At 66.5% G+C, this 21,103-nt stretch carries 12 protein-coding genes and 1 pseudogene; 6 read left to right on the top strand and 7 right to left on the bottom strand.

Annotated features, from left to right (window positions below; translation table 11 throughout):
• Window positions 1–24: 24 nt before the first annotated feature.
• Window positions 25–2,868, bottom strand: coding sequence for an HD domain-containing phosphohydrolase (locus tag ACODS5_RS12580; RefSeq protein ID WP_489108824.1), 2,844 nt, complete (start codon window positions 2,866–2,868; stop codon window positions 25–27).
• Between the two features lie 325 nt (window positions 2,869–3,193).
• Here ACODS5_RS12580 and ACODS5_RS12575 point away from each other — a divergent pair, with 325 nt between their 5' ends.
• From ACODS5_RS12575 to ACODS5_RS12550, 6 genes and pseudogenes are all read left to right on the top strand, one after another.
• Window positions 3,194–4,288: an MBL fold metallo-hydrolase gene (locus ACODS5_RS12575; protein WP_489108823.1), complete on the top strand. Its 1,095-nt coding sequence runs from the start codon at window positions 3,194–3,196 to the stop codon at window positions 4,286–4,288.
• Window positions 4,289–4,349: 61 nt separating this feature from the next.
• On the top strand, window positions 4,350–8,240 hold the full coding sequence (locus ACODS5_RS12570; RefSeq protein ID WP_489108822.1) for a patatin-like phospholipase family protein: 3,891 nt from the start codon (window positions 4,350–4,352) through the stop codon (window positions 8,238–8,240).
• A gap of 189 nt (window positions 8,241–8,429) precedes the next feature.
• On the top strand, window positions 8,430–10,322 hold the full coding sequence (mrdA, locus tag ACODS5_RS12565; RefSeq protein ID WP_134692650.1) for a penicillin-binding protein 2: 1,893 nt from the start codon (window positions 8,430–8,432) through the stop codon (window positions 10,320–10,322).
• A gap of 255 nt (window positions 10,323–10,577) precedes the next feature.
• Window positions 10,578–10,802: pseudogene (locus tag ACODS5_RS12560) on the top strand (FMN reductase); the annotation flags it as partial.
• 54 nt (window positions 10,803–10,856) lie between these two features.
• Window positions 10,857–12,044, top strand: a complete 1,188-nt coding sequence (locus ACODS5_RS12555) for an acyl-CoA dehydrogenase family protein (RefSeq protein WP_134692651.1) — start codon at window positions 10,857–10,859, stop codon at window positions 12,042–12,044.
• 9 nt (window positions 12,045–12,053) lie between these two features.
• Window positions 12,054–13,157 carry a sigma-54 interaction domain-containing protein gene (locus ACODS5_RS12550; protein ID WP_489108821.1) on the top strand — a complete coding sequence of 368 codons (1,104 nt, stop codon included), beginning with the start codon at window positions 12,054–12,056 and terminating at the stop codon, window positions 13,155–13,157.
• Window positions 13,158–13,184: 27 nt separating this feature from the next.
• Here the strand turns inward: ACODS5_RS12550 and ACODS5_RS12545 are convergent, their stop codons facing one another.
• The 6 genes from ACODS5_RS12545 to ACODS5_RS12520 form a co-directional block, all read right to left on the bottom strand.
• Window positions 13,185–14,567, bottom strand: coding sequence for an MFS transporter (locus tag ACODS5_RS12545; protein WP_489108820.1), 1,383 nt, complete (start codon window positions 14,565–14,567; stop codon window positions 13,185–13,187).
• Window positions 14,564–15,775: an acyl-CoA dehydrogenase family protein gene (locus ACODS5_RS12540; RefSeq protein WP_489108819.1), complete on the bottom strand. Its 1,212-nt coding sequence runs from the start codon at window positions 15,773–15,775 to the stop codon at window positions 14,564–14,566. Before ACODS5_RS12540 ends, ACODS5_RS12545 begins: the two co-directional genes overlap by 4 nt.
• A gap of 228 nt (window positions 15,776–16,003) precedes the next feature.
• Window positions 16,004–17,653, bottom strand: coding sequence for a dipeptide ABC transporter ATP-binding protein (locus ACODS5_RS12535; RefSeq protein WP_489108818.1), 1,650 nt, complete (start codon window positions 17,651–17,653; stop codon window positions 16,004–16,006).
• Window positions 17,650–18,504, bottom strand: a complete 855-nt coding sequence (locus ACODS5_RS12530; RefSeq protein WP_489108817.1) for an ABC transporter permease — start codon at window positions 18,502–18,504, stop codon at window positions 17,650–17,652. Before ACODS5_RS12530 ends, ACODS5_RS12535 begins: the two co-directional genes overlap by 4 nt.
• Before the next feature lie 101 nt (window positions 18,505–18,605).
• Window positions 18,606–19,661 carry an NADP(H)-dependent aldo-keto reductase gene (locus ACODS5_RS12525; RefSeq protein WP_489108816.1) on the bottom strand — a complete coding sequence of 352 codons (1,056 nt, stop codon included), beginning with the start codon at window positions 19,659–19,661 and terminating at the stop codon, window positions 18,606–18,608.
• 78 nt (window positions 19,662–19,739) lie between these two features.
• Window positions 19,740–21,089, bottom strand: a complete 1,350-nt coding sequence (locus tag ACODS5_RS12520) for an LLM class flavin-dependent oxidoreductase (RefSeq protein ID WP_489108815.1) — start codon at window positions 21,087–21,089, stop codon at window positions 19,740–19,742.
• Window positions 21,090–21,103: the final 14 nt, after the last annotated feature.

Raw genomic sequence — 21,103 nt, 5'->3', positions numbered from 1 at the left:
CCAGGACGAACCTGGCGCTACTGGCTAGATCTGCCCCAGCCAGTAGCCCACATCCACCTCATCGATCTGCTCGGGTCGCAGGAACCGCTCGGCATACTCGCGGTACACGCCACTGCTGAGGAACAGCCGCAGTAGCTGGGCGTCGATATGATTGTCGCGGGCCATGAACACCAGGATCTTCACCGATTCGGACAAGGTCTTCGGTGCTTTGTAGGGCCGGTCCGCTGCAGTCAGTGCCTCGAAGATATCGGCAATCGCCATCACCCGTTCGGCAATACCCAACTGCGCCTCGCCCAGCCGCCGCGGATAGCCGTTGCCATCCATCTTCTCGTGGTGGTTGCCAGCGATCGCTGGCACTCGACGCAACTGCCGCGGAAACGGCAGCGAGGTGAGCATGATGATGGTCTGTACGATGTGTTCGTTGACCTTGAAGCGCTCCTCGTCATTGAGGGTGCCCCGGCGAATCGCCAGGTTGTACAGCTCGCCATGGTTGCTGGCATTGGCCGGCAGGCGCATGTCGAAGCCCCAGGTGTTGCGCGGGTCGTCCCTGGCCACCGGCGGCTTGCGCTCACCCCAGGGCACGAGGTGCTCAGGGCGGTCCGCGAGCAGGTGCTCCTCGACAGGCAGCGGCGCGCTTGCCTGGCCAGCAAAGCGGCTTTCCTCGTCACGGGAGATCCCCAGGCGGTTATCGAAGTGCCGCCACCAACGGCGCTGACCAATACGCTGCAAGCGGGCGACATCGTCGTCGGCCATGAACTCGCCACCGATATTGGCCTTGGCGACGAAGGCGAATTCCTCGTGCAGCTCGGCGCGGCATTGCGCCAGCGTCTGCTGCAGCGCAGGCTGCGCCTCGCCATTGGCCAGCCCTTGCCAGTAGGCGATCTCGGCGTCGCGCCAGAGCACCTCGAAGCGCATGCGCACTTCATGGATACGGTTGTACAGGGTCTCAAGCTTGGTGGCCTTGTCCACCACGTACTCGGGGCTGGTGACCTTGCCGCAGTCATGCAACCAGGCCGCCACGCGGAACTCGTAGCGCTCGGCCTCGCTCATGGTGAAGTCGGCATAGGGGCCACGCTCGGCCTCCACCGCCTTGTCCAGCAGCATCTGCGCCAATTGCGGCACGCGCTCGCAATGGCCACCGGTGTAAGGGCTCTTGGCGTCAATGGCGTCGGCCAGCAACTTGATCATGCCGTCCAGCAGGCGCTGCTGCGCCTCCACCAGTTGGCGGGTCTCGATAGCCACCGCAGCGGCACCGGACAGCTCCTCGACGAAACGGCGGAACGGCTGGCTCAACTCACCTGGATCACCCTGGGTGTTTTCAAGCTGCAAGGCCAGAATGCCGAGCAACTGCTCGCTGCGGTCGTTGAGCACCACGGCCAGGCTCTGCCCTTGCAAGGCCAGGGCCTGGGTCACGCTGGCCGCCAGGTCCTCGTTGGCCTCGACCCGCAGTTGCCTGGGGTAGGCTTCGCCTCGACAACCTGCGGCCAGGTGCAAGTCACCCCGCTCGGCATCGAACAGGTACACCGCCCCCGCACTGACGCCGGCGGCGTCCACCAGGTGACGCAGCACACCGTCGAGCATGCGCTCGAGCTGGGTCTCGCGGCTGAGCGTGAGAGTGATCGCCTGGAAGCTGCGGATCGTGCCGGACATGCGGCTGAGCACGCGGCTCAGTTCGCGTACCTCGCTGACCCGCGAGGTCACGCCCACCTCGCGGCTGAAATCGAAATCGGCCAGGCCTCGCACCTGTTCAGCCAGCATCCGCAGCGGGCGACCGATGCGTTGCCCGAGCAGCCCGCCAAGCAACAACAGCAGCGCCATCAGCGCCGCTGTCCACAGCAACTGGTCGAACAGTACCTTGCGCGCACCGGCCAGCAGCTCGCGGGCCGGCACCGCAATCAACACCTGCAGGTTCTGCCCGGCCAAGGCCAGCGGCACCCGCATGCCGTACCAGGTCTGCCCATCCACCTGGTACGGCTGGGGTCGCCCGCCCGCAGGCAGCACGGCCTGGATCTGCTGCAGGCTCGGCACCCCAAGCTCGGCGATATGCGTCAGGCGCACCGCCTCGCCCTCGCGCACCACCACCCGTTGCAGGTCCGGATACGCCACCACGCTACCCTGGTCATCGACCACGGCGATCTCGGTGCCGGGGGTGATACGCAGGTCGCGACTTTCACTGGCCAGGTCGTTGACCGAGACATCCATGCCGATCACCGCCGCGCCATCGGCACTACGCAGGGCCATGGTCAGGCCGATCTCACGGGTGGTGAAAAACACGTAGGGACGGGTAAGCACGGTGCTCGCTTGCCGCGAGGCCTCGACGAACCACGGGCGCAAGCGCGGATCGTAGCGGTAGTCCGGCTTGACCTGGGTCTTGAGCAAGACCTGGGCTCGGTCATAGAAGCGCCACTCGCCAAGCGGAGCGCCGGCGGCGTCGTGGCTGACACTTTGCACGAGGAAGGCCGTGTCCGGCGGTGCTTCGAGACGCTGCAGCAACTGCGGGTCGCGCAAGCGCCGCACCAGCAGGAAGTCACCGTTGGGGTAGCCCACATAGGTAGCGCTGAGCATGCGGTTGGCGTTAAGGCATTCGACCAGCTGCGGCAACTGCTCCAGGCGTTGCGCAAGGTTGCCGGCAACCGGATCGACGGCCAGCAGGCGCAGGCTGCTCTGCGCCGGATCGACCAGGCGGCGAGCGCGCTCCTCGATGGTCTTGCCGACCTGCTGGGCAGCGTCGCCCGCAGCTGCCACCAAGGTCTGGCGCACGCCCAGATAGCCTTGCCAGGCCAGAGCCGCGCCGAGCACCAGCATGCCCAGCATGATCGCCAATGCCACCAACAGTTGCAGCGAGATGCTGCGCCCTCGGTTGTTCATGGCTGTTCGCCCCACGCCTGCAGCACGGCGCACCGAGGTGCCAGCCAGGCTGCACGATCAATAAACACGCAACCCATCCCAGGTACTCTCTGTGTGGCGGTTTCAACAGTGTAATCAGCCAATGCGATCGTGCTGGCCGAAATGCGTCGTCGGCAGCCAGGCCACGCCGGATAATGGCATAGCGCCACAATTCACTCCAGCACCTTGCCGACAACCATATATCGGAAACGGTCAGCCACCCCGGCTATCATTTTGCCACCCGCCCCTGCCTGCCCTACGCTGGAGCTTTAGCCGTACCTGAAAACGCCTCTGCGGGGTAGCGTCCATGCACGCAGGCAAAGGGTTTGCCCTGCTTTTTCTCTGTGCTTGCTGCGTCGCCGCTGCGCGGGAGGCTCCGCCGCAGGTCTGGTCGGCCACCAGCGCCAGCGAACCGAGCATCCAGTACCTGGGCGTGGGTGGCTGGCTCATGCACTGGCGCGGTGAAGGCGTGATGCTCGCCCCCTCCTTCAGCAACCCGGCAACGCTGTTCGAGGGTGTGCCGCCGCTGTGGGTCAAGGCCGACAAGCAGCGCATCAATACCTACATGCGCCGCGCCCCCGCGGACGACGTCACCCTGCTGCTGGTCGGCCACGGTCATTACGACCACCTGCTCGACGTGCCTTGGGTGATGCACTGGTACGCGCGCAACGCCGAAGTCTACGGCTCGGATACCGTGGTCCATATGCTGCGTGCGTTCAAGGACCCCCGCCAAGTCGGCCAACACAATTGGCTCGACCCTGCCCGGGTCAGGAGCGCCCGCGGCTACATGGCAACCGTGCCCGGCTGCGCGGGCCGTAAACCGCCTGCCCGACCCGGTTACTGGATCACCTCCAGGGGCGGGCATATCCGCGTCATGCCGATCGAGAGCATGCACGCTCCGCACCTACTGCGTCATACCTTCGCCCAGGGCGACTACCACGCCGACTTGCGCACGCCGCCCAGCAGCGTGTTCGGCTGGAAGCAAGGCCAATCCATGGCCTGGTTGATCGACCTGCTCAATGAGGACGGCAAGCCGGCCTACCGTATTCAATACCAGGACAGTGCCGCCTCTGCCCCATGCGGCATTCTGCCAACGCCGCCGGACGCCACGCCGGTCGATGTGCTGGTGCTAGGCGTGGGCTCCTGGCGCCATGCCAGGCTCTACCCGCAACGGGTACTGGCCGCGACCCGGCCACGGATGGTGCTGCTCGGTCACTGGGAAAACTTCCTAGGCAACGACCCCGACGCCCCTGAGCCGATGAAAGGGCAGGAAGTCGCCGAGATGCAAGCCACCGTCGAAGACCTTGCACGCCAGCAGACACCACCGGCCACGGTGTATCTACCCAGCCCGTTCACGCGCATGGCCCTGCCTGCACCGCTAACCCTCCCCGCCGACCGGTAGCTGCCATGGCATTCGAGCAGACCCGACTGGCGTTCCCGGCACACTGGCGAAGGAGTCAGCCATGAATGACAGCGTCCCTCCACCTGCAAACCCGACGCCCCCTGCCAACCCGTCGCCGCCCAATCACTGCGCCGACCTGATCAAGATTCGGCGCACGAAGCTGGATCAGGACGGTGCCTGCATCGCCGACAAACTACGGGGTAATGGGGCGGACGTCTGGGGACTGGCGTTGTCCGGCGGCGGCATTCGCAGCGCGACGTTCAGCCTGGGTTTGTTGCGCGGGCTTGCCAAACGCAAGCTACTCAATCGCTTCGACGTGCTCTCGACGGTCTCGGGCGGGAGCTACGTGGGCAGCATGCTGGGACGCCTCTACGACCGCACCCGCCAACAACCGTCCCAGCACAGCGGCACGGCGGCCGCCGACCGGGTGCAGGAAGCTGTGGCGCAGGCCGATCGTCGCTGGTTCGGCTGGTGGATGCGCACCAACGGCCGCTACCTTGCGCCAGCAGGGTTCGTCGACCGACTGTTTGCCATCACGCTCTACCTGCGCAACCTGTTGGCGTTGCACTTCGAGTTCGGTCTGCTGGCCGTCCTGCTCGGTGGCGTGCTGGCAGCATTCGACCTGCTTGTGTGGGGGTCCCTCAGCGAATTGGGCACTCGGGCGGCCACCCCCGCCCTGTTCGACGGATTGAGCCTCCTGCGACCCTGGCTCCCGACCGCCTGGCTGATACTGGTACTGGTGATTCCAGTGGCACTGCACCTGGTGTTCACCTACTGGGACTCACAGTGGATACAGCGGCGACTTGGCTGCTATTGCGCCGCGAAAGTCGCAGGCGCCGGGGTACTGCTGGCCGCAGCCTGGCAACTCGGCCAGACATTGCGGCACTTCGACCCAGGCCCTGGCACCGAAGGCCTGGACATCTTGCTGCCCACGCTTGCCGGGGTAGTCGTCGTACTGTCCTTCACCTCGTTGTCGCACTGCTGCCTGGCCTTGAAGGCCTTGCTCGAAAAGAATGAACAACGGCTTGGCAGCGGCAAACCGGAAATGGATGCGATGGCCGAGCTGCGCAACCGTTTGACCTTGTACTTGATGTACTGCCTGAGGTTCAGTCTGCTGGTCCTGGTACTGGGCATCGCCGAACGCCTGGCCTGGCTGCTGGCTTTCCAGACCCGGAGCTTCGAGACAGTCGACCTGGGGATCACATTGGCGGTCGTATCGGCCGTCGCCCAGGCGCTGATGCTCAACCTCAGGACGGCCAAAGGACAGCAGCAAGACGGCAAGGCACCCAGTCGCCTGCTGCCGCTCGTGCTACAGCTGGTGGGCTACCTGCTCACCGCCGCGTTGCTCGTCTGGTGGCTGTCGCTGGTCCTGAAAATCATCTTCACCCCGGTCTTTCCGGAACTGATCAGATCCGACGGCTCGTCGCCGGACCTCATTGCGCCGCAGTTTGCCGCAGGCTGGTTGGCGCTGCTGTACCTGTGCATGCCTCCAGCACTCTACGTGGCCGCGACCGGAACCAACCTGGGGTTTCTCAACCTTTCGTCCCTGCATACCTTCTACAAGGCGCGACTGGTGCGCAGCTACCTCGGCGCGGCCAACGACTGGCGTTTCAGCGAGGAGCGCAGCGTCTCGGCCCTCGACCCCATCGACCCGCACGATCAGACCACCAGCAAGATACGCAATGTCGGCCGGGTAGCCCCCAACGACGATGTCGCCCTTGCGGATTACGCGCCGCATGAAGCCGGCGGGCCGGTCCACATCATCAACACCTGCGTGAACCAGACCGCGGACCCGAAAGGCCGGTTGTTCAATCGCGACCGCAAGGGGCTGCTGCTGAGCGTGCGTGCCGGCGGAGGCTCGCGCTTGAGCCAGGAAGGCTGGCGCCAGGAATTCACCGGTATCGGCCGGCTCAGCCTGGGTGCCTGGATGGCGATCTCGGGCGCGGCGGCGGCGCCTGGGCTTGGTTATCGCACTCAACGCGGCCTGGCGGCGCTGCTCACTTTCGCAGGTGTGCGGCTAGGCTATTGGCTGACGCAACATGAACGGGGCGGCGCCGAGATCGCGGGTAGCATCATTGGCCGAAGGTTCGCAAAGTCCAACGCGCTGCTGTCGGAGTTGTCCGCAACGTTCGACGCGGGCCCCAAGGACAACTGGTTCATCACCGATGGCGGGCACTTCGAAAATACCGGGGTCTACCCGCTGTTGCTCGAACGGGCACGTGTCATCGTTCTCGCCGATTGCGGCGCTGATCCAGGTTTCTCGTTCGAGGACGTCGAGAACCTGGTACGCAAGGCACGCATCGACATGGGTGTCAGCATCACGTTCCGCCGTCCCCATGACGCCGCGTTCTGGGGTTCGAGCATTCCCCGTGAACTCATGGATAAATGGCGCGAGTGCAGGAAGTACTTCGGCACGCTGCAGGATCTGGCCAAGGACGACAACGAAACCTGCCTGGCGCTGGCCACCATCGACTACCCGGACGATACCTCCCCCCGGCCGGCCATTCTCATCCTGGTCAAACCGAACATCTGCCGCTCCGTGCCAATGGATGTGGCCAACTACAAGCGCCAGAACCCGGTGTTCCCGCAAGAAACCACGGGCGACCAGTTCTTCAGCGAAAGCCAGTGGGAGTCCTATTTCGCCTTGGGAAGCGACCTGGGCAAGCACCTCTCGAGCGAACTGTTCACACTGCTCAAGCTGCACCTGAAATTGCTGTTCGACCTGGACCCCAGCAAGATCACCTCGCATCCAAGCGTACCCGGCAAGTCACTGGCCGACCAAGCCTCCCGAAGCATCTGGGGACGTCAGGTCGGCACTGTCGGCGCGACCGTCGGCGCCGGTGTCGTGCTGTCGCTGGCAGTCGCTGGCTGGCAAGCCTATGACGGTTACCGCGCATCGCTGAACGCACGTCTCGCCGGCGAGCGCCAGGCGCTGCAGGAAATCTCGCGACTTTGGGGCCAACTGCCTCGCGGTGAACAGCATGCGGACAGCGCCAGCACGGCCAACCGGCTTGCCGTCGAGCTGCTGCGCAACGCGGACGCGTATTGCATGAAGGGCGAGGCTGGCTGGCTCATCCAGTCCGAGTTGGGCAAGCGGGTAATCCAGGATGTGGTCGCGACCTGCTCGGCACTGAAGCAGAACATGGGACGCGCCTGTCAGGCACTGGTCGAGGCCCGAGCGGGGCTGGAATCGTTGGATGCGGGAGCTTGCCTGGTCCAGGCGCCACCGCGTTCACCTGCGGTGTACTGGGGGCACGATTACAGCGTGCAGGGCCTTTGGGAAAGGTTGCACCCCTGCGCATTTCGGCGCAATGAGATGGTAGAACGTAACCAGAGCTTCAGCGAAACCTACTGGATCGTGGCAGATGACTCGCATTCAGCGAAGGAGTTGGCTGAGCTACAGGCGGGATGCCGTGATCCGGAAAGAGAAAGATCCGACGATGCTACCCTACCTGGCACCATCACCATGGCAAGCAGCAGCGAAGCCGAACCGGCGGCACCTGCATCTGCACCTGCACCTGCGCCTGCGCCTGCGCCTGCGCCTGCGCCTGCGCCTCGCTATCAGATCGAGGCCAGCGACATCTGCAAGGACACGACCATCTACATGCAGATCTACGGACCTGAAATGCGCGATGAGGTACGCGCATTCAGGCCATGGTGGCATGGCAAGTGGAAAGCCAGTGTGCCCCCCATCGAGGACGTGACCGCCACGGCCTACCGTGCCGCGCGGCCCGCACCGGCGCAGGTCCAGACCACGACCGTGCGTTACCACGATTCGCAAGGGGCCGCCTGCGCGGACGCCATCGTCAAGCGGGTGAACCAGGAGTCAGGCGTCAGCTGGCGCCTGGAGCCACTTTCCAGCGCCTTCAAAGGTTCCAAAGGCGTGATCGAGGTCTGGTTCGGCAAGCATGACGAAGTGGCGCGGGACCTGCCGGCAGAACCGCAAGAATAATGACCGCCGGGAAGGTGAAGGAACTTTCATGTTGGCCAAAGCCCCCGGTCAGCCGGGGCGCAAGCAGGGCAAGCCACCGTCCCCCAGGGCGGCTTGCCTTGAGCCGGCGCACCGGCTTGCGTAGCATCGCCGCCCCGAACAACGCCCGTGCCTCTTCTGGAGCGGGCAGGCGCGACCTCACGAGCCCCCATGCCCCAACCCATCCCCCTCAAGGACCACGAAACGGAAAAGCACCTGGTCAACCGCCGGCTACTGGCCTGCGCCATCCTGGTGATCTCCCTGTGCGCGGTGCTGGTGGGGCGTCTCTATGTGCTGCAGGTGCTGCAACACGACCAGCAGAGCGCGGTGTCGGAAAACAACCGCGTGCACGTGCTGCCTATCCCGCCCGAACGCGGGCTGATCTACGACCGCAACGGCGTGGTGCTGGCCGACAACAAGCCCAGTTTCAACCTCACCATGACCCGCGAACGCGCCGGCGACTCGGCCAAGGTGCTGGACAGTCTGAGACAGGTTCTCGGCTTGTCCGAGGACGATCGTCAGCAGTTCGACAAAGACTTGCGCCGAGGCCGCAAGCCCTTCGAACCAGTCACCCTGCTGGTGGGCCTGAGCGAGGAGCAGATCGCCCTGATCGCGGTCAACCAGTTCCGCCTGCCTGGGTTGGAGGTCGAGCCGCAGTTCATCCGTGAATACCCGCTGGCCGAGCATTTCGCCCACTCGGTGGGTTACGTTGGGCGCATCAACGAGAAAGAAGCCAAGACCCTCGACAGCACTGAATATCGGGGCACCCAGTCGGTCGGCAAGACCGGCATCGAACGTTTCTACGAACAACAGTTGCATGGCCAGGTGGGCTACGAGGAGGTCGAGACCAACGCCCAGGGCCGGGTGATGCGCGTGCTGCGCCATCACGCCCCAGTGCCGGGCAAGGATATCGTGCTGAGCCTCGACGCCCACTTGCAACAGGCCGCCGAAAAGGCCCTGGGCGAGCGCCGTGGCGCGGTGGTGGTGCTCGACCCGGCTAACGGCGACGTACTGGCGATGGTCAGCAACCCCAGCTTCGACCCCAACCTGTTCGTCAAGGGCATCAGCTACAAACAATACGCGGCGTTGCGCGACTCCATCGACCGACCGCTGTTCAACCGCGTGCTGCGCGGCCTGTACGCGCCGGGTTCGACGGTCAAGCCGGAGGTGGCCATCGCCGGCCTGGACAGCGGCGTGATCACCCCCGGCAGCCGGGTGTTCGACCCCGGCTACTACGAGCTGCCCAACTACGACCACAAGTACCGCAACTGGAACCGCAGCGGCGATGGCTGGGTCGACCTGTACAGCGCGATCATGCGCTCCAACGACACCTACTTCTACGACCTGGCGCACAAGCTGGGCATCGACCGCCTGCACGACTACATGGCCGAGTTCGGCCTGGGCCAGAAAGTGTCGTTGGACATGTTCGAGGAAGCCCCCGGGTTGATGCCGTCCCAGGCCTGGAAGCGCGCCACCCGGCGCCAAGCCTGGTTCCCCGGCGAGACGCTGATCCTCGGCATCGGCCAGGGCTACATGCAGGTCACCCCGCTGCAACTGGCCCAAGCCACCAGCCTGCTGGCCAGCAAGGGCGCCTGGCACCGTCCGCACCTGGCCATGACCGTCGGCGGCGCCAAGCCGGTCGACCCCAACCCGATGCCGGACATCGTGCTGCACGACAGGCACGCCTGGGACCAGGTCAGCCAGGGCATGCAGATGGTCATGCACGACCCGCGCGGCATTGCCCGCGCCGCCGCCGCCGGCGCCCAGTACCGCATCGCCGGCAAGAGCGGCACGGCGCAGGTGGTGGCCATCAAGCAGGGTGAACGCTACAACCGCGACAAGACCCTCGAGCGGCATCGCGACAACGCCCTGTTCGTCGGCTTCGCCCCGGCCGAGCATCCGGCGCTGGTGGTGGCGGTGATGATCGAGAACGGCGAGGCCGGTGGCCGGGTGGCCGGGCCGGTGGTGCGCGAGGTGATGGATGCCTACCTGCTGGATGAGCAAGGGCGCCTGAAAGCGCAGTATGCCGGTGCGGCGCAGGCCCATGCCGTGCCGCACACCTAAATCAAAACATATAAGAATATAAATTCTTATTCTTTTTTATCGATCAACAAACCCTCTATAACGTCTGTAACTGTACAGCCGCCAACACCCGGTCAACTGTTCGCAGCGCAACACTTGTTCAACAGGCAACGCCCACCCGGCTACAGCGGTCGCCAGCCGAAGACCGCAACCTTTTGATCCATAAAGCAATAACAACCCGGCACGACGATTGCTCAAGCAAAGTCCCCCGCTCACCAAGAACCGGAGACCTGCCCCATGAGCACCCCGTTGAACGTCGTCGCCCTGTCCGGCGGCACTGCCCGCCCCTCGCGCACCCTGGCCCACACCGAAGCTTTCCTCGCCGAGTTGGGCCAGCACCTGCACATCAAGCCGCAGCTGATCGAACTGGGCGATATCGCCCGAGCGCTGGGTGCCGCGCTGTGGCGTGGCGAGCTGCCCGATACCGTGGAGCAGCAACTGCGCCTGGCCGCCGAACGCGCCGTGCCGTTTTTCGCCGCCCACCATGCGCTGCGCAAGAGCGCCTGAGGAGCGATCATGAACGCACCTGTGACCGCAACCCGACGCCCGCCACTGGTCGTTGCCCGTGAACTGGCCGGGCAGTTCGCCGCCAGCGCCGTGGAACGCGACGAACGCGGCGGCACCCCCAAGGCCGAGCGCGACGCCTTGCGCGCCAGCGGCCTGCTGTCGTTGGCCATTCCCCAGGCCCAGGGTGGCCAGGGCGCCAGCTGGCGCGACACCTTCGAAGTGGTGCGTACCTTCGCCCGCGTCGACAGCTCCATCGCCCATGTGTTCGGCTTTCACCACCTGATGCTGGCCACCGTGCGCCTGTTCTCCCGCCCCGAACAGTGGCAACCCTGGTTCGAGCAGACTGCCCGCAAGCAATGGTTCTGGGGCAACGCCCTCAACCCGCTGGACACCCGCACCCTGGTCAAGCATTTCGACGGCTGGTGCGAGTTCTCCGGCAAGAAAAGCTTCTGCTCCGGCGCCAGCGATTCGGAAATGCTGATCGCCTCGGCGGTGGACGAGCGCGCCGGCGGCAAGCTGCTGATCGCCGCCATCCCCAGCGGACGCACCGGCATCACCCTGCACGACGACTGGCGCAACATCGGCCAGCGCCAGACCGACAGCGGCAGCGCCAGCTTCGAACGGGTCCGGGTCGAACACGACGAGTTGCTGCTCGACCCTGGCCCGCTGAGCACGCCATTCGCCGCCCTGCGCCCGCTGATCGCCCAGTTGCACTTCGCCAACCTGTTCCTCGGCATCGCCGAGGGCGCCTTCGACGAAGCCCGCCAATACACGCTCAAGGAAAGCCGGCCGTGGTTCCGCTCCAACGCCGCCAGCAGCGCCGAGGACCCTTATGTGCTGCGCCACTATGGCGAGTTCTGGGTCGGCCTGGAGAGCGTGCGCCTGTTGCTCGAGCGCGCCCTCGAGCAACTGGACGCCGCCTGGGCCCATGAGCATGCCCTGGGTGCCGAGGCCCGCGGCGACCTGGCCCTGGCCATCGGCGCCGCCAAGGTCGCGGCCACCCGTCACGGCCTGGATATCTGCAACCGCCTGTTCGAGGTGACCGGCGCCCGCGCCACCCATGCTTCGCTGCGCTTCGATCGCCACTGGCGCAACCTGAGGACGCAAACCCTGCACGACCCGGTGGACTACCGCATCCACGAGCTCGGTGAATGGGCCCTCGGCGGCAAGCGCCCCGTCCCCTCTTTCTATTCCTAAGGACTGCCCATGCAACTGCTGACCCTCCCCCCGTCGCCGTCATTGGCCACCTCGATCAGGGCCACCGCGCAGGTCTTCGAAGACCCCAGGTCGCAGGCACTGCTCGCCCACCTGCAGCAGGTCGCGCCCAGCGAGGCCAGCGTGCTGATCATCGGCGAAACCGGCACGGGCAAGGAGCTGGTCGCGCGCCACATCCACAACCTCAGCGGTCGGCGTAACGGCCCGTTCGTCGCGGTCAATTGCGGCGCGTTCTCCGAGTCGCTGGTCGAGGCCGAGCTGTTCGGCCATGAGAAAGGCGCCTTCACCGGCGCCCTGGCGGCCAAGGCCGGCTGGTTCGAGGAGGCCAACGGCGGCACGCTGTTCCTCGACGAGATCGGCGACCTGCCACTGCCCATCCAGGTCAAGCTGCTGCGCGTACTGCAAGAGCGCGAGGTGGTACGCCTGGGCTCGCGCAAAAGCCTGCCGATCAATGTGCGGGTGCTGGCGGCGACCAACGTGCAACTGGAGAAAGCCATCAACGCCGGGCACTTCCGCGAGGACCTCTACTACCGGCTGAATGTGGTGAGCCTGCGCCTGCACCCGCTGCGCGATCGCCCCGGCGACATCCTGCCACTGGCCCGGCATTTCATTCGCAGCTACAGCGAGCGCCTGGGCTATGGGGCCGTGGAGCTCAGCGCCGGCGCCCAGGCCAAGCTGGTCGACTACGCTTGGCCGGGCAATATCCGCGAACTGGAGAACGTGATCCACCACAGCCTGCTGACCTGCGCCGCTGGCGTGATCCACGCCCAGGACCTGCGCCTGTCCAACCTGCGCCTGGAACGCCAGCACACTCCCGCCGGTACCGGCAACACCGTCGAAGACCTGCTGCAACAAGCTTTCAGCCGGCTGTACGAGGAACAACCGGGCGATCTATACGAAAAGGTCGAGCAGGCGCTGCTGCGTTCAGCGTATCAGTTCTGCCATTACAACCAGGTGCACACCGCGCAGCTGCTCGGGCTGTCACGCAATGTCACGCGCACCCGGCTGATCGCCATTGGCGAGCTGGTGGTGAACAAGCGCCGGGCAGAAGTACCACCCGCCCTCGATAGCCGGGTGGTGCGCTTGTCGATTTGAATCCGTGCCTGCGCAGCCCGGCGGTAATCAGCCCGCCAGGCGCCGAAACACCAGCCCCGAGGCCCCGCACAGCAACGCACACAGCAGCATCACCGTGGTGATGTCGCCCACCGAGGTTTCACCGCGCCCGTCCAGGCCGGCGAGGACACTGAGCAGCACCCCCGCCAGGCTTACCGCCATGGCCATGGTCAACTGCACCGACATGGCCGACAACGAACTGGCCGCCGCCGAGCGCTCGCCGGGCACGTCCTGGTAGCTGGCAGCGCCCAAGGTGGAAAACTGCAACGAGCGCACCAGCCCCGCGCCGAACAGCACCAGCGCCATCAGCCAGGGCGCGGTGTCCTGGTCGAAGGCCGCGCAGGCGGCGATCCCCAGGCCGCTCAACAGCGCGTTGCAGCTCAGCACCCGGCGATAGCCGTAACGGCGCACCAGTGGCACCGCCAACAGTTTCATCAGCAACGCGCCGACACCGCCGCTGACCACCAGCCAGCCGGCCGCCAGCGGGCTCATGCCCAGGCAATTCTGCAGCAACAGCACCAGCAGGAAGGGCTGCGCGGCGGACCCCAGGCGAAACAACCCGCCACCGGCCTGGGCCACGCCAAAGCTGCGCAGGCGCAACAGCGTCAGGTCGAGCAACGGCGCGGGATGGCCGCGGGCATGCAGCAGGTAGCCCAGCGCACAGGCCACGCCGCCGGCCACCAGCGCCAGCGCCCAGGGCCAAGGCAGTTGGCCCAGGCCCAACGATTCCAGGCCGAACACCAGCAGCGCCAGGGCGCCGCCGCTGAGCAACAGGCCACGCAGGTCCAATGGCGGTACTGGGCGTGCCGGGTAGTCCGGCACATGGCGCAGGATCAGCCAGCTGCCCAGCAGGCAGATCGGCAGGTTGATCAGGAAGATCCAGTGCCATGACAACACCGTCACCAGCAGCCCGCCCAGCAAGGGCCCGACCAAGGGCCCGAGCAGCGCCGGCAAGGCCAGCCAGGACATGGCCTGCAGCAGTTGCTGTCGGCTCGACCAGCGCAGGATGATCACCTGGCCCACCGGGGTCATCAGCGCCCCCGCCGCCCCTTGCAGCATGCGCCCCAGGCACAGTTGCCAGAGCGATCCGGCCAGGGCGCAGGCCAGCGACGCCAGGGTGAACAGTGCCATGGCCACGAGCATCACCCGACGTGGCCGAAAACGCTCGGCGGCCCAGCCACTGAGCGGCACGCACAACGCCAGGGCGAGCATGTACAGCGACACTACCAGGTTCATGCGCAGCCCGGGCTCGCCGAAATCGCGGGCCATCTGCGGCAAGGCGGTCAATACCGCCGTGCCGTCGACCAGCTCCATGAACAATGCCGCGCCGACGATCACCGGCACCTTGGGGCTTTGCGCCTGGCCGGCGAAGGGCGCCGGCTGGGCGGTCAAAACAGCCCCGAGACAGGTGGTCGGATGCCCTTGAGTTGCCAGGCACCGACTACCGCCGCCTTCCACTGGCGCGGGTTGTGATTGGCCACGGTGCGGGCGTTGCGCCAATGGCGATCGAGGTTGTGCTGGCGGCCGGTGGTGGAGGCGCCACCGACCTCGAACAAGGTCTCGGCGGCCTTGAGCGCCAACTCGGCGACCAGGTACTGCGCCTGGGCCACTTCGATGGCGGCCTGCTCCACCGCAGGTTCGGCCAATTGCGCGGCCCAGGCCCGGTCGATACTGGCCGCGGCCTTGAGCACCAGCGCCTCGGCGCCATAGGCACGGGCGGCAATATCGCCCACCGCCAGCGCCACGTACGGGTCATCCACCGAGCGACTGGCCGTGCTGTGCTTGATGGGCCGGGCATGTTCGCGGGCGAATCGCGTGGCGTCGTCCAGCGCATTGCGGGCGATACCGGCCAGCACGGTGGCGAGGAACAGTTGCAGGAATGGCGTGACAAGGGTGCGCTTGCCCTCCTCCACGGTGCGCGTGCGAATCTCGCTGGCCTCGACCCGCACATCACGCAAGTGGGTGGTGCCACTGGCGGTAAGGCGCTGGCCCATGGCATCGAAGTCGTCGACCAGCTCCAGGCCTTCGCGATCACGCGGCAGCACGAACGACACCGGCTGCTCGTCCTCGTCCAGGGCCACGGCACTGACATAGTCGGCAAACAGCGCGCCGGTACTGTAGAACTTGCTGCCGTTGGCGCGATAGTGCCGGCCTTCGCGCACCAGGCGCGCAGCGATGACACCGTTGGCACCGCCCAGCTCCCAGCCGGCGTTGCCGATCACCACGCCGTCGAGGTAACGCGCGAACCAGCGCTCGCGTTCCTGTTCGGCGCCCTCGTCCTGCGCCACCAGCAGCCCTTCGACGAAAGCGAAACCCGGGCGCAGGGCCTGGGCGATGTTGGAATCGACCGCGGCAATCTGCAGCAGCAGCTCGATCACATCGCTGACACTGCCGCCAGGGCCGCCGTACCGCTTGGGAATGCGCACGGTGTAAAGCCCGGCGGCGGCGAGTCGGGCGATGGCTTCGTGAGGCAGCTGGCGTTCACGTTCGCGCTGGGCGGCGCCCGCGCCGATGTCGGGCAGCAATGCCACGATGCGCGCCTTGAGCGCATTGATGTCGGGGGCTGGCGGTTGGCTGGGGAAACGTTGGAAGGTGGTCATGTTCTGTCCATTGGCTGGAGTTGGTGAAAGCGCTGAGGCTGGTAGGGAGGGCGGGCCGGTCGGAAAGAGGCGCCCAGCGGCCCCAGATTCCGAGCCACCCTCGAAATTGCAGGGGGCTGCTGCGCAGCCCTTTCGCGACGCAAGGCCGCTCCTACAGCGGGACTGCTCCCTGTGCGCCAACGCAGCCCAAAGGGCTGGGCAATCTCCCACAGGGATCGCGCTTGGTGGTCATACCGCGATCCTGCTGGCCCAGGCCGGTCGCGCCGCGGGCAGGTGCGGCACCGCCTCCAGCAGCGCGCGGGTATAGGCATGCCGCGGCTGGCTCAGCACCTGGCGCGCCGCGCCCTGCTCCACCACCCGTCCGCCCTGCATCACCAGCACCTGGTCACTGACCTGCTCGACCACGCCAAGGTCATGGGAAATGAACAGGCAGGCCAGGTTCAGTTCGGCCTTGAGTTCGGCGAGCAACGCCAGGATCCGCGCCTGCACCGACACATCCAGCGCCGACACTGGCTCGTCCAGCACCAGTACCTTGGGCTTCATGGCCAAGGCGCGGGCAATGGCAATGCGTTGCCGCTGGCCACCGGACAACTCCAGCGGCCGGCGGTCGAGCAAGGCCACCGGCAACTGCACCCGTTCCAGCAGCGCGGCCGCCTCGGTCCGCCGCAACCCGCGAGGCACGCCGACCTGGGCCAGGGCCTCGGCCAGCACCCTGAGCACGGTGTAACGCGGGTCGAACGAGGCCAGTGGATCCTGGAACACTACCTGGATACCTTGCCGAGCCTGCCGGCGCTGCGCCGCCGAGAGCGCCAGCCAGTCTTGCCCGGCCAAGCGCACCTGGCCTTGCTCTGGACGCTCAAGGCCGAGCAGGATGCGGCCCAGGGTGCTCTTGCCGGACCCGGATTCGCCCACCACGCCCAGGGTCTGCCCGGCCCGCAGCTGCAGCGACACATCCTGCAGCACAGGTCGCGGTTGGCCATCGGGCCCGACAAACGCCTTGTTCAGGCCTTGCGCTTCCAGCACCACCGGTCGTTCCTCCACAGCGTCCTCCACCAGCGCCAGCACAGGCGCCGCCGGGCGCTGGAAATGCACCACCCGCGCCGCGCTCAGCAGGCGTTGGGTATAGGGGTCCTGCGGGTCCAGCAGGATCTGTTCGGCACTGCCCTGCTCCACCACTCGGCCATGGCGCATCACCAGCACCCGGTCGGCCAGGCGCGCGACCACCGCCAGGTCATGGCTGACCATCAACAGGCTGTTGTCGCGCTCGCGCAGCTGCTCCAGCAGGTCGAGAATCTGCGCCTGCACCGTGGCGTCGAGCGCGGTGGTCGGCTCGTCGGCGATCAGCAGGCGCGGCTGGCAGGCGATCGCCGAGGCGATCAGCGCGCGCTGGCGCAGGCCACCAGACAACTGCCACGGATACTGTCGCGCGCGAACCTCGGGCTCGGGCACCCCCACCTCGCGCAACAGCGCCAGGACCCGCTGGTGCCGCTGTTCGGCCCCCAGCGGAGTATGCAGCCGCAGGGGCTCCTCGACTTCGGCGCCGACTCGGCGCAACGGGTCGAGCGAGCCGAGGGCGTCCTGCATGACGAAGCCGATACGCCCCCCCCTGAGCCGCTGCCAGGCGGCTTCGGACAGCCCCTGCAAATCCTGGCCGGCAAACGCCAGGTGGCGGGCCCGAACCTGGGCGCCGGCCCCGGTCAGCCCCACCAGGGTCCGGGCGGTCACGCTCTTGCCCGAACCCGACTCACCGACCAGGGCCAGGCATTGGCCGGCCTGCACTTGCAGGTCGACGCCATGCACCACCGGCACGCCGTGGAAACTCACCCGCAGGTCCTGGATATCCACCAGCGGTGCCGGGATGTTCTCGAAGATGCTCATAGGCTTCTGCCCTCGCTACGGCGCAGCCAGTCACGGCCAATGACGCTGATGGCAATGACGGTCAGGGTGATCGCCAACGCAGGCCAGGCCATCAGCCAGGGCGCGTTGGCCATGAAGTTGCGTGCCACGGCCATCATCGCGCCCCATTCCGGCGCCGGTGGCGGCGCGCCGAAACCAAGGAAACTGAGCACCGCGGCGGCGGTGATCGCGCCACCCAGGCCCAGGCAAGCGAGGATCAGCACCGGTTGCACGGCATTGGGCAGCACATGCCAGGCAACCACCGCCAGTGGCCGCCGGCCCAGGGTCACCGCGGCCTCGACGAAGCCGGCGTGACGGATGCTCAGGGTCTGGGCGCGGACCAGCCGGGCATAGCGCGGCACCGAGGCGATGCCCACGGCCAGGATCAGGTTGCTGGTGCCCTGGCCGAACAGGGTGATGATCACCAGCGCCAGCAGCAGGTCGGGGAACGCCAGCAGCACATCGACGGCGCGCATCAGCAGGTTGTCCAGCCAGGCCGGCGCGAGACCGGCAAGCAACCCCAGCAACGTGCCTGCGCCCAGGCCGACCAGGGTGGCGGCCAGGCCGATGAACAGCGATGGCCGGGCGCCATGGATCAGGCGGCTGAGGACATCGCGGCCATTTTCATCGGTGCCCAGCCAAAACGCCGGGCTTGGGGGCTGGTAGGCCAGGCGCGCGTCGGCGGCCAGGGGGTCGACGGGCGATAGCCAGTTGGGGAAGGCTACTGCCAGCAGCAGTAGGCCCAGAGTGGTCCAGGCCAATAACAGGCCCGGGCGCAATTGCAAACCCTGCCTGCTGAACAAGGTGCTGGGTGTCGATATGATCGCGTTCATGACGGTCCTTCTGGGTTGTCTGTTCCGGCCTCTTCGCGGGCAAACCCGCTCCCACAGGATCACCACCAGCCCGGAGCCGGTGAGATCCCTGTGGCAGCGGGCTACGGAGCCGGGTTTGGAATGCGCTGGTGCACGGCCTGGATCTCGGCCAGCACCTCGTCACTGAGCTGCACATCCAGTGCACTGATGTTTTCCTGCAACTGCGCCAAGCTGGTCTGCCCGGTAATCGCGCTGGCCACGAACGGCTGGCGAATGACGAAGGCCAGCGCCAGTTGCGCCGGGGTCAGCCCATGCGCGCGGGCAATCTGCACATAGCCGCTAATGGCGCTGTTGGCCTCGTCGCTGCCATAGCGGTTGAACGTGCGGTACACCGATGACAACCGTGAACCCTCCGGCCTGGCCCCATCGAGGTACTTGCCGGTCAACGCGCCGAAGGCCAGTGGCGAATAGGCCAGCAGGCTGACCCCCTCGCGATGGCTGAACTCCGACAGGCCGTTTTCGTACAGGCGGTTGAGCAGGCTGTACGGGTTCTGGATGCTGGCGATACGCGCCAGGTGCCTCTCTTCGCTGTGCCGCAGAAACTGCGCCACGCCCCAGGGCGTCTCGTTGGACACACCGATATGGCGCACCTTGCCGGCCTTGACCTGCTCATCCAGCACCGCCAGGGTTTCTTCAATGGCGGCGGTTTGCGGGTGGTCATCGACATAGGGGTATTCGCGGATGCCGAAGAAGTTGCTGCTGCGGTCGGGCCAGTGCAACTGGTAGAGGTCCAGATAGTCGGTGCGCAGCCTGCGCAGGCTGCCGTCCAGGGCCGCGACGATGTTCTTGCGGTCGTGGTGCGACAGGCCATCGCGAATATGTGCCTGGGCCCCGGGCTCGCGGGACGGGCCGGCGATCTTGCTGGCCAGGACCAGCCTGTCACGCCGGCCACGACTGGCCAGCCAAGTGCCGATGTAGCGCTCGGTGGTGGTCCAGGTGTCGGCGCGGGTGGGCGTGGGGTACATCTCAGCGGTGTCGATCAGGTTGATGCCGGCATCGAGGGCGGCATCCAGTTGCTGGTGGGCATCCTGCTCGGTGTTCTGGTGGCCCCAGGTCATGCTGCCCAGGCTGAGCAGGCTGACCTGGAGGTTGGTGTGGCCGAGTGAGCGGTAGTGCATGGAGGCCTCCTGATGAATGGGGGTTGGGCTTGAGGCCCTGGGGCTGCTGCGCAGCCCTTTCGCGGCACCAGGCCGCTCCTACAAGGGCTCGCGCAGCGGCGCCTGCTGGGCAGCGAACTGGTTCTGCGCCTTGGGCAATCCCAGGTGCTCACGCAGGGTGGTGCCGGTGTATTCGGTGCGGAACAGCCCGCGCTTCTGCAACAACGGCACCACCTCCTCGACGAACACCCGCGCCCCGGAGGGAAACATGTCGGGCATGATGTTGAAGCCATCCCCGGCGCCAGCCAGGAACCACTCGGCCAAGGTGTCGGCGACCTGCTCCGGGGTGCCCACGGCCAGGCGATGACCGACCAGGATGCGCCGCGACAGCTGGCGAATGCTCAGGTTCTCGCGGCGCGCCAGGTTCAGCTGCGCCTCGAGAAAGCCATGCGAGCCCCGCTCGAACTCCGCCACCGCGCCAATCCGCGCCCAGGGCAACGGCGCGTCCGGGTCCAGCTCGCTGGCGTCGATACCGATGCGCCCGGCCACCTGCTGCAGCAAGCCATGCTCGCCATGCCAGGCATTGAGCGCGTCGAAACGCGCGTGGGCCTCAGCCTCGCTGCTGCCGATCACGGTCGACAGGCCCGGCATGATCTTCAGGTGCTGGGGGTCGCGCCCCCAGGCCTTGGCCCGGGCTTTCATCTCGCGGTAGAACGCCAGGCCATCGGCCAGGGTGGTCTGGGTGGTGAAGATCGCATCGGCGTAGCGCGAGCCCAGCGCCTTGCCACCTTCGGACGAACCGGCCTGCACCAGCACTGGCCGCCCCTGGGGCGAGCGCGGCAGGTTCAGCGGTCCCTTGACCTGAAAGTGCTTGCCCTGGAAGTCCAGGGTGTGGATCTTGCGCGGGTCGGCGAAGCGGCCAGCGGCGCGATCGCCGATGATCGCGTCGTCCTCCCAGCTGTCCCACAGCTTGAGGGTCACATCGACGAATTCCTCGGCGCGGCCATAGCGATCCACATGCAACGGCGCGCCGCTCAGGCCAAAGTTCTGCGCCGCCGCGTCGCCGGCATTGGTGACCACGTTCCAGGCCGCGCGCCCGCCGCTGACATGGTCCAGCGAGGCGATGCGCCGCGCCAGGTTGAAGGGTTCGTTGTAGGTGCTCGAGCAGGTGGCGATCACGCCGATGCGCTCGGTGGCCGCGGCCACCGCGGTCAGCAACACGGTCGGTTCCAGGCGCCCGCCCGGCTGGCTGGCGACGTCCGGTGGCAGCGCCGGGCCATCGGCGAGGAAGATCGCGTCCAGGCAACCACGTTCGGAAAACCGGGCGATATCGCGGTAATAGCCGACATCGATATAGGCATCCAAGGCTGCCTCGCCCTGGCGCCAGGCACCGGAGTGAGCACCGAAGCCAAGGATGTTCATGCCCAGGCTCATCTGTTGGTCAGACATTCAGATTCTCCTGT

It is taken from the genome of Pseudomonas sp. FG47, assembly GCF_057809115.1.
Note: the sequence above shows the minus strand (reverse complement) of the source record. Positions and strands in the feature narration are given on the sequence as shown.

Coding starts and splice junctions, on each gene's coding strand:
- mrdA (WP_134692650.1), top strand. CDS start 8,430: ATGCCCCAACCCATCCCCCTCAAGGACCACGAAACGGAAAAGCACCTG.
- ACODS5_RS12525 (WP_489108816.1), bottom strand. CDS start 19,661: ATGCACTACCGCTCACTCGGCCACACCAACCTCCAGGTCAGCCTGCTC.
- ACODS5_RS12550 (WP_489108821.1), top strand. CDS start 12,054: ATGCAACTGCTGACCCTCCCCCCGTCGCCGTCATTGGCCACCTCGATC.
- ACODS5_RS12580 (WP_489108824.1), bottom strand. CDS start 2,868: ATGAACAACCGAGGGCGCAGCATCTCGCTGCAACTGTTGGTGGCATTG.
- ACODS5_RS12535 (WP_489108818.1), bottom strand. CDS start 17,653: ATGAGCATCTTCGAGAACATCCCGGCACCGCTGGTGGATATCCAGGAC.
- ACODS5_RS12540 (WP_489108819.1), bottom strand. CDS start 15,775: ATGACCACCTTCCAACGTTTCCCCAGCCAACCGCCAGCCCCCGACATC.
- ACODS5_RS12570 (WP_489108822.1), top strand. CDS start 4,350: ATGAATGACAGCGTCCCTCCACCTGCAAACCCGACGCCCCCTGCCAAC.
- ACODS5_RS12520 (WP_489108815.1), bottom strand. CDS start 21,089: ATGTCTGACCAACAGATGAGCCTGGGCATGAACATCCTTGGCTTCGGT.
- ACODS5_RS12575 (WP_489108823.1), top strand. CDS start 3,194: ATGCACGCAGGCAAAGGGTTTGCCCTGCTTTTTCTCTGTGCTTGCTGC.
- ACODS5_RS12530 (WP_489108817.1), bottom strand. CDS start 18,504: ATGAACGCGATCATATCGACACCCAGCACCTTGTTCAGCAGGCAGGGT.
- ACODS5_RS12555 (WP_134692651.1), top strand. CDS start 10,857: ATGAACGCACCTGTGACCGCAACCCGACGCCCGCCACTGGTCGTTGCC.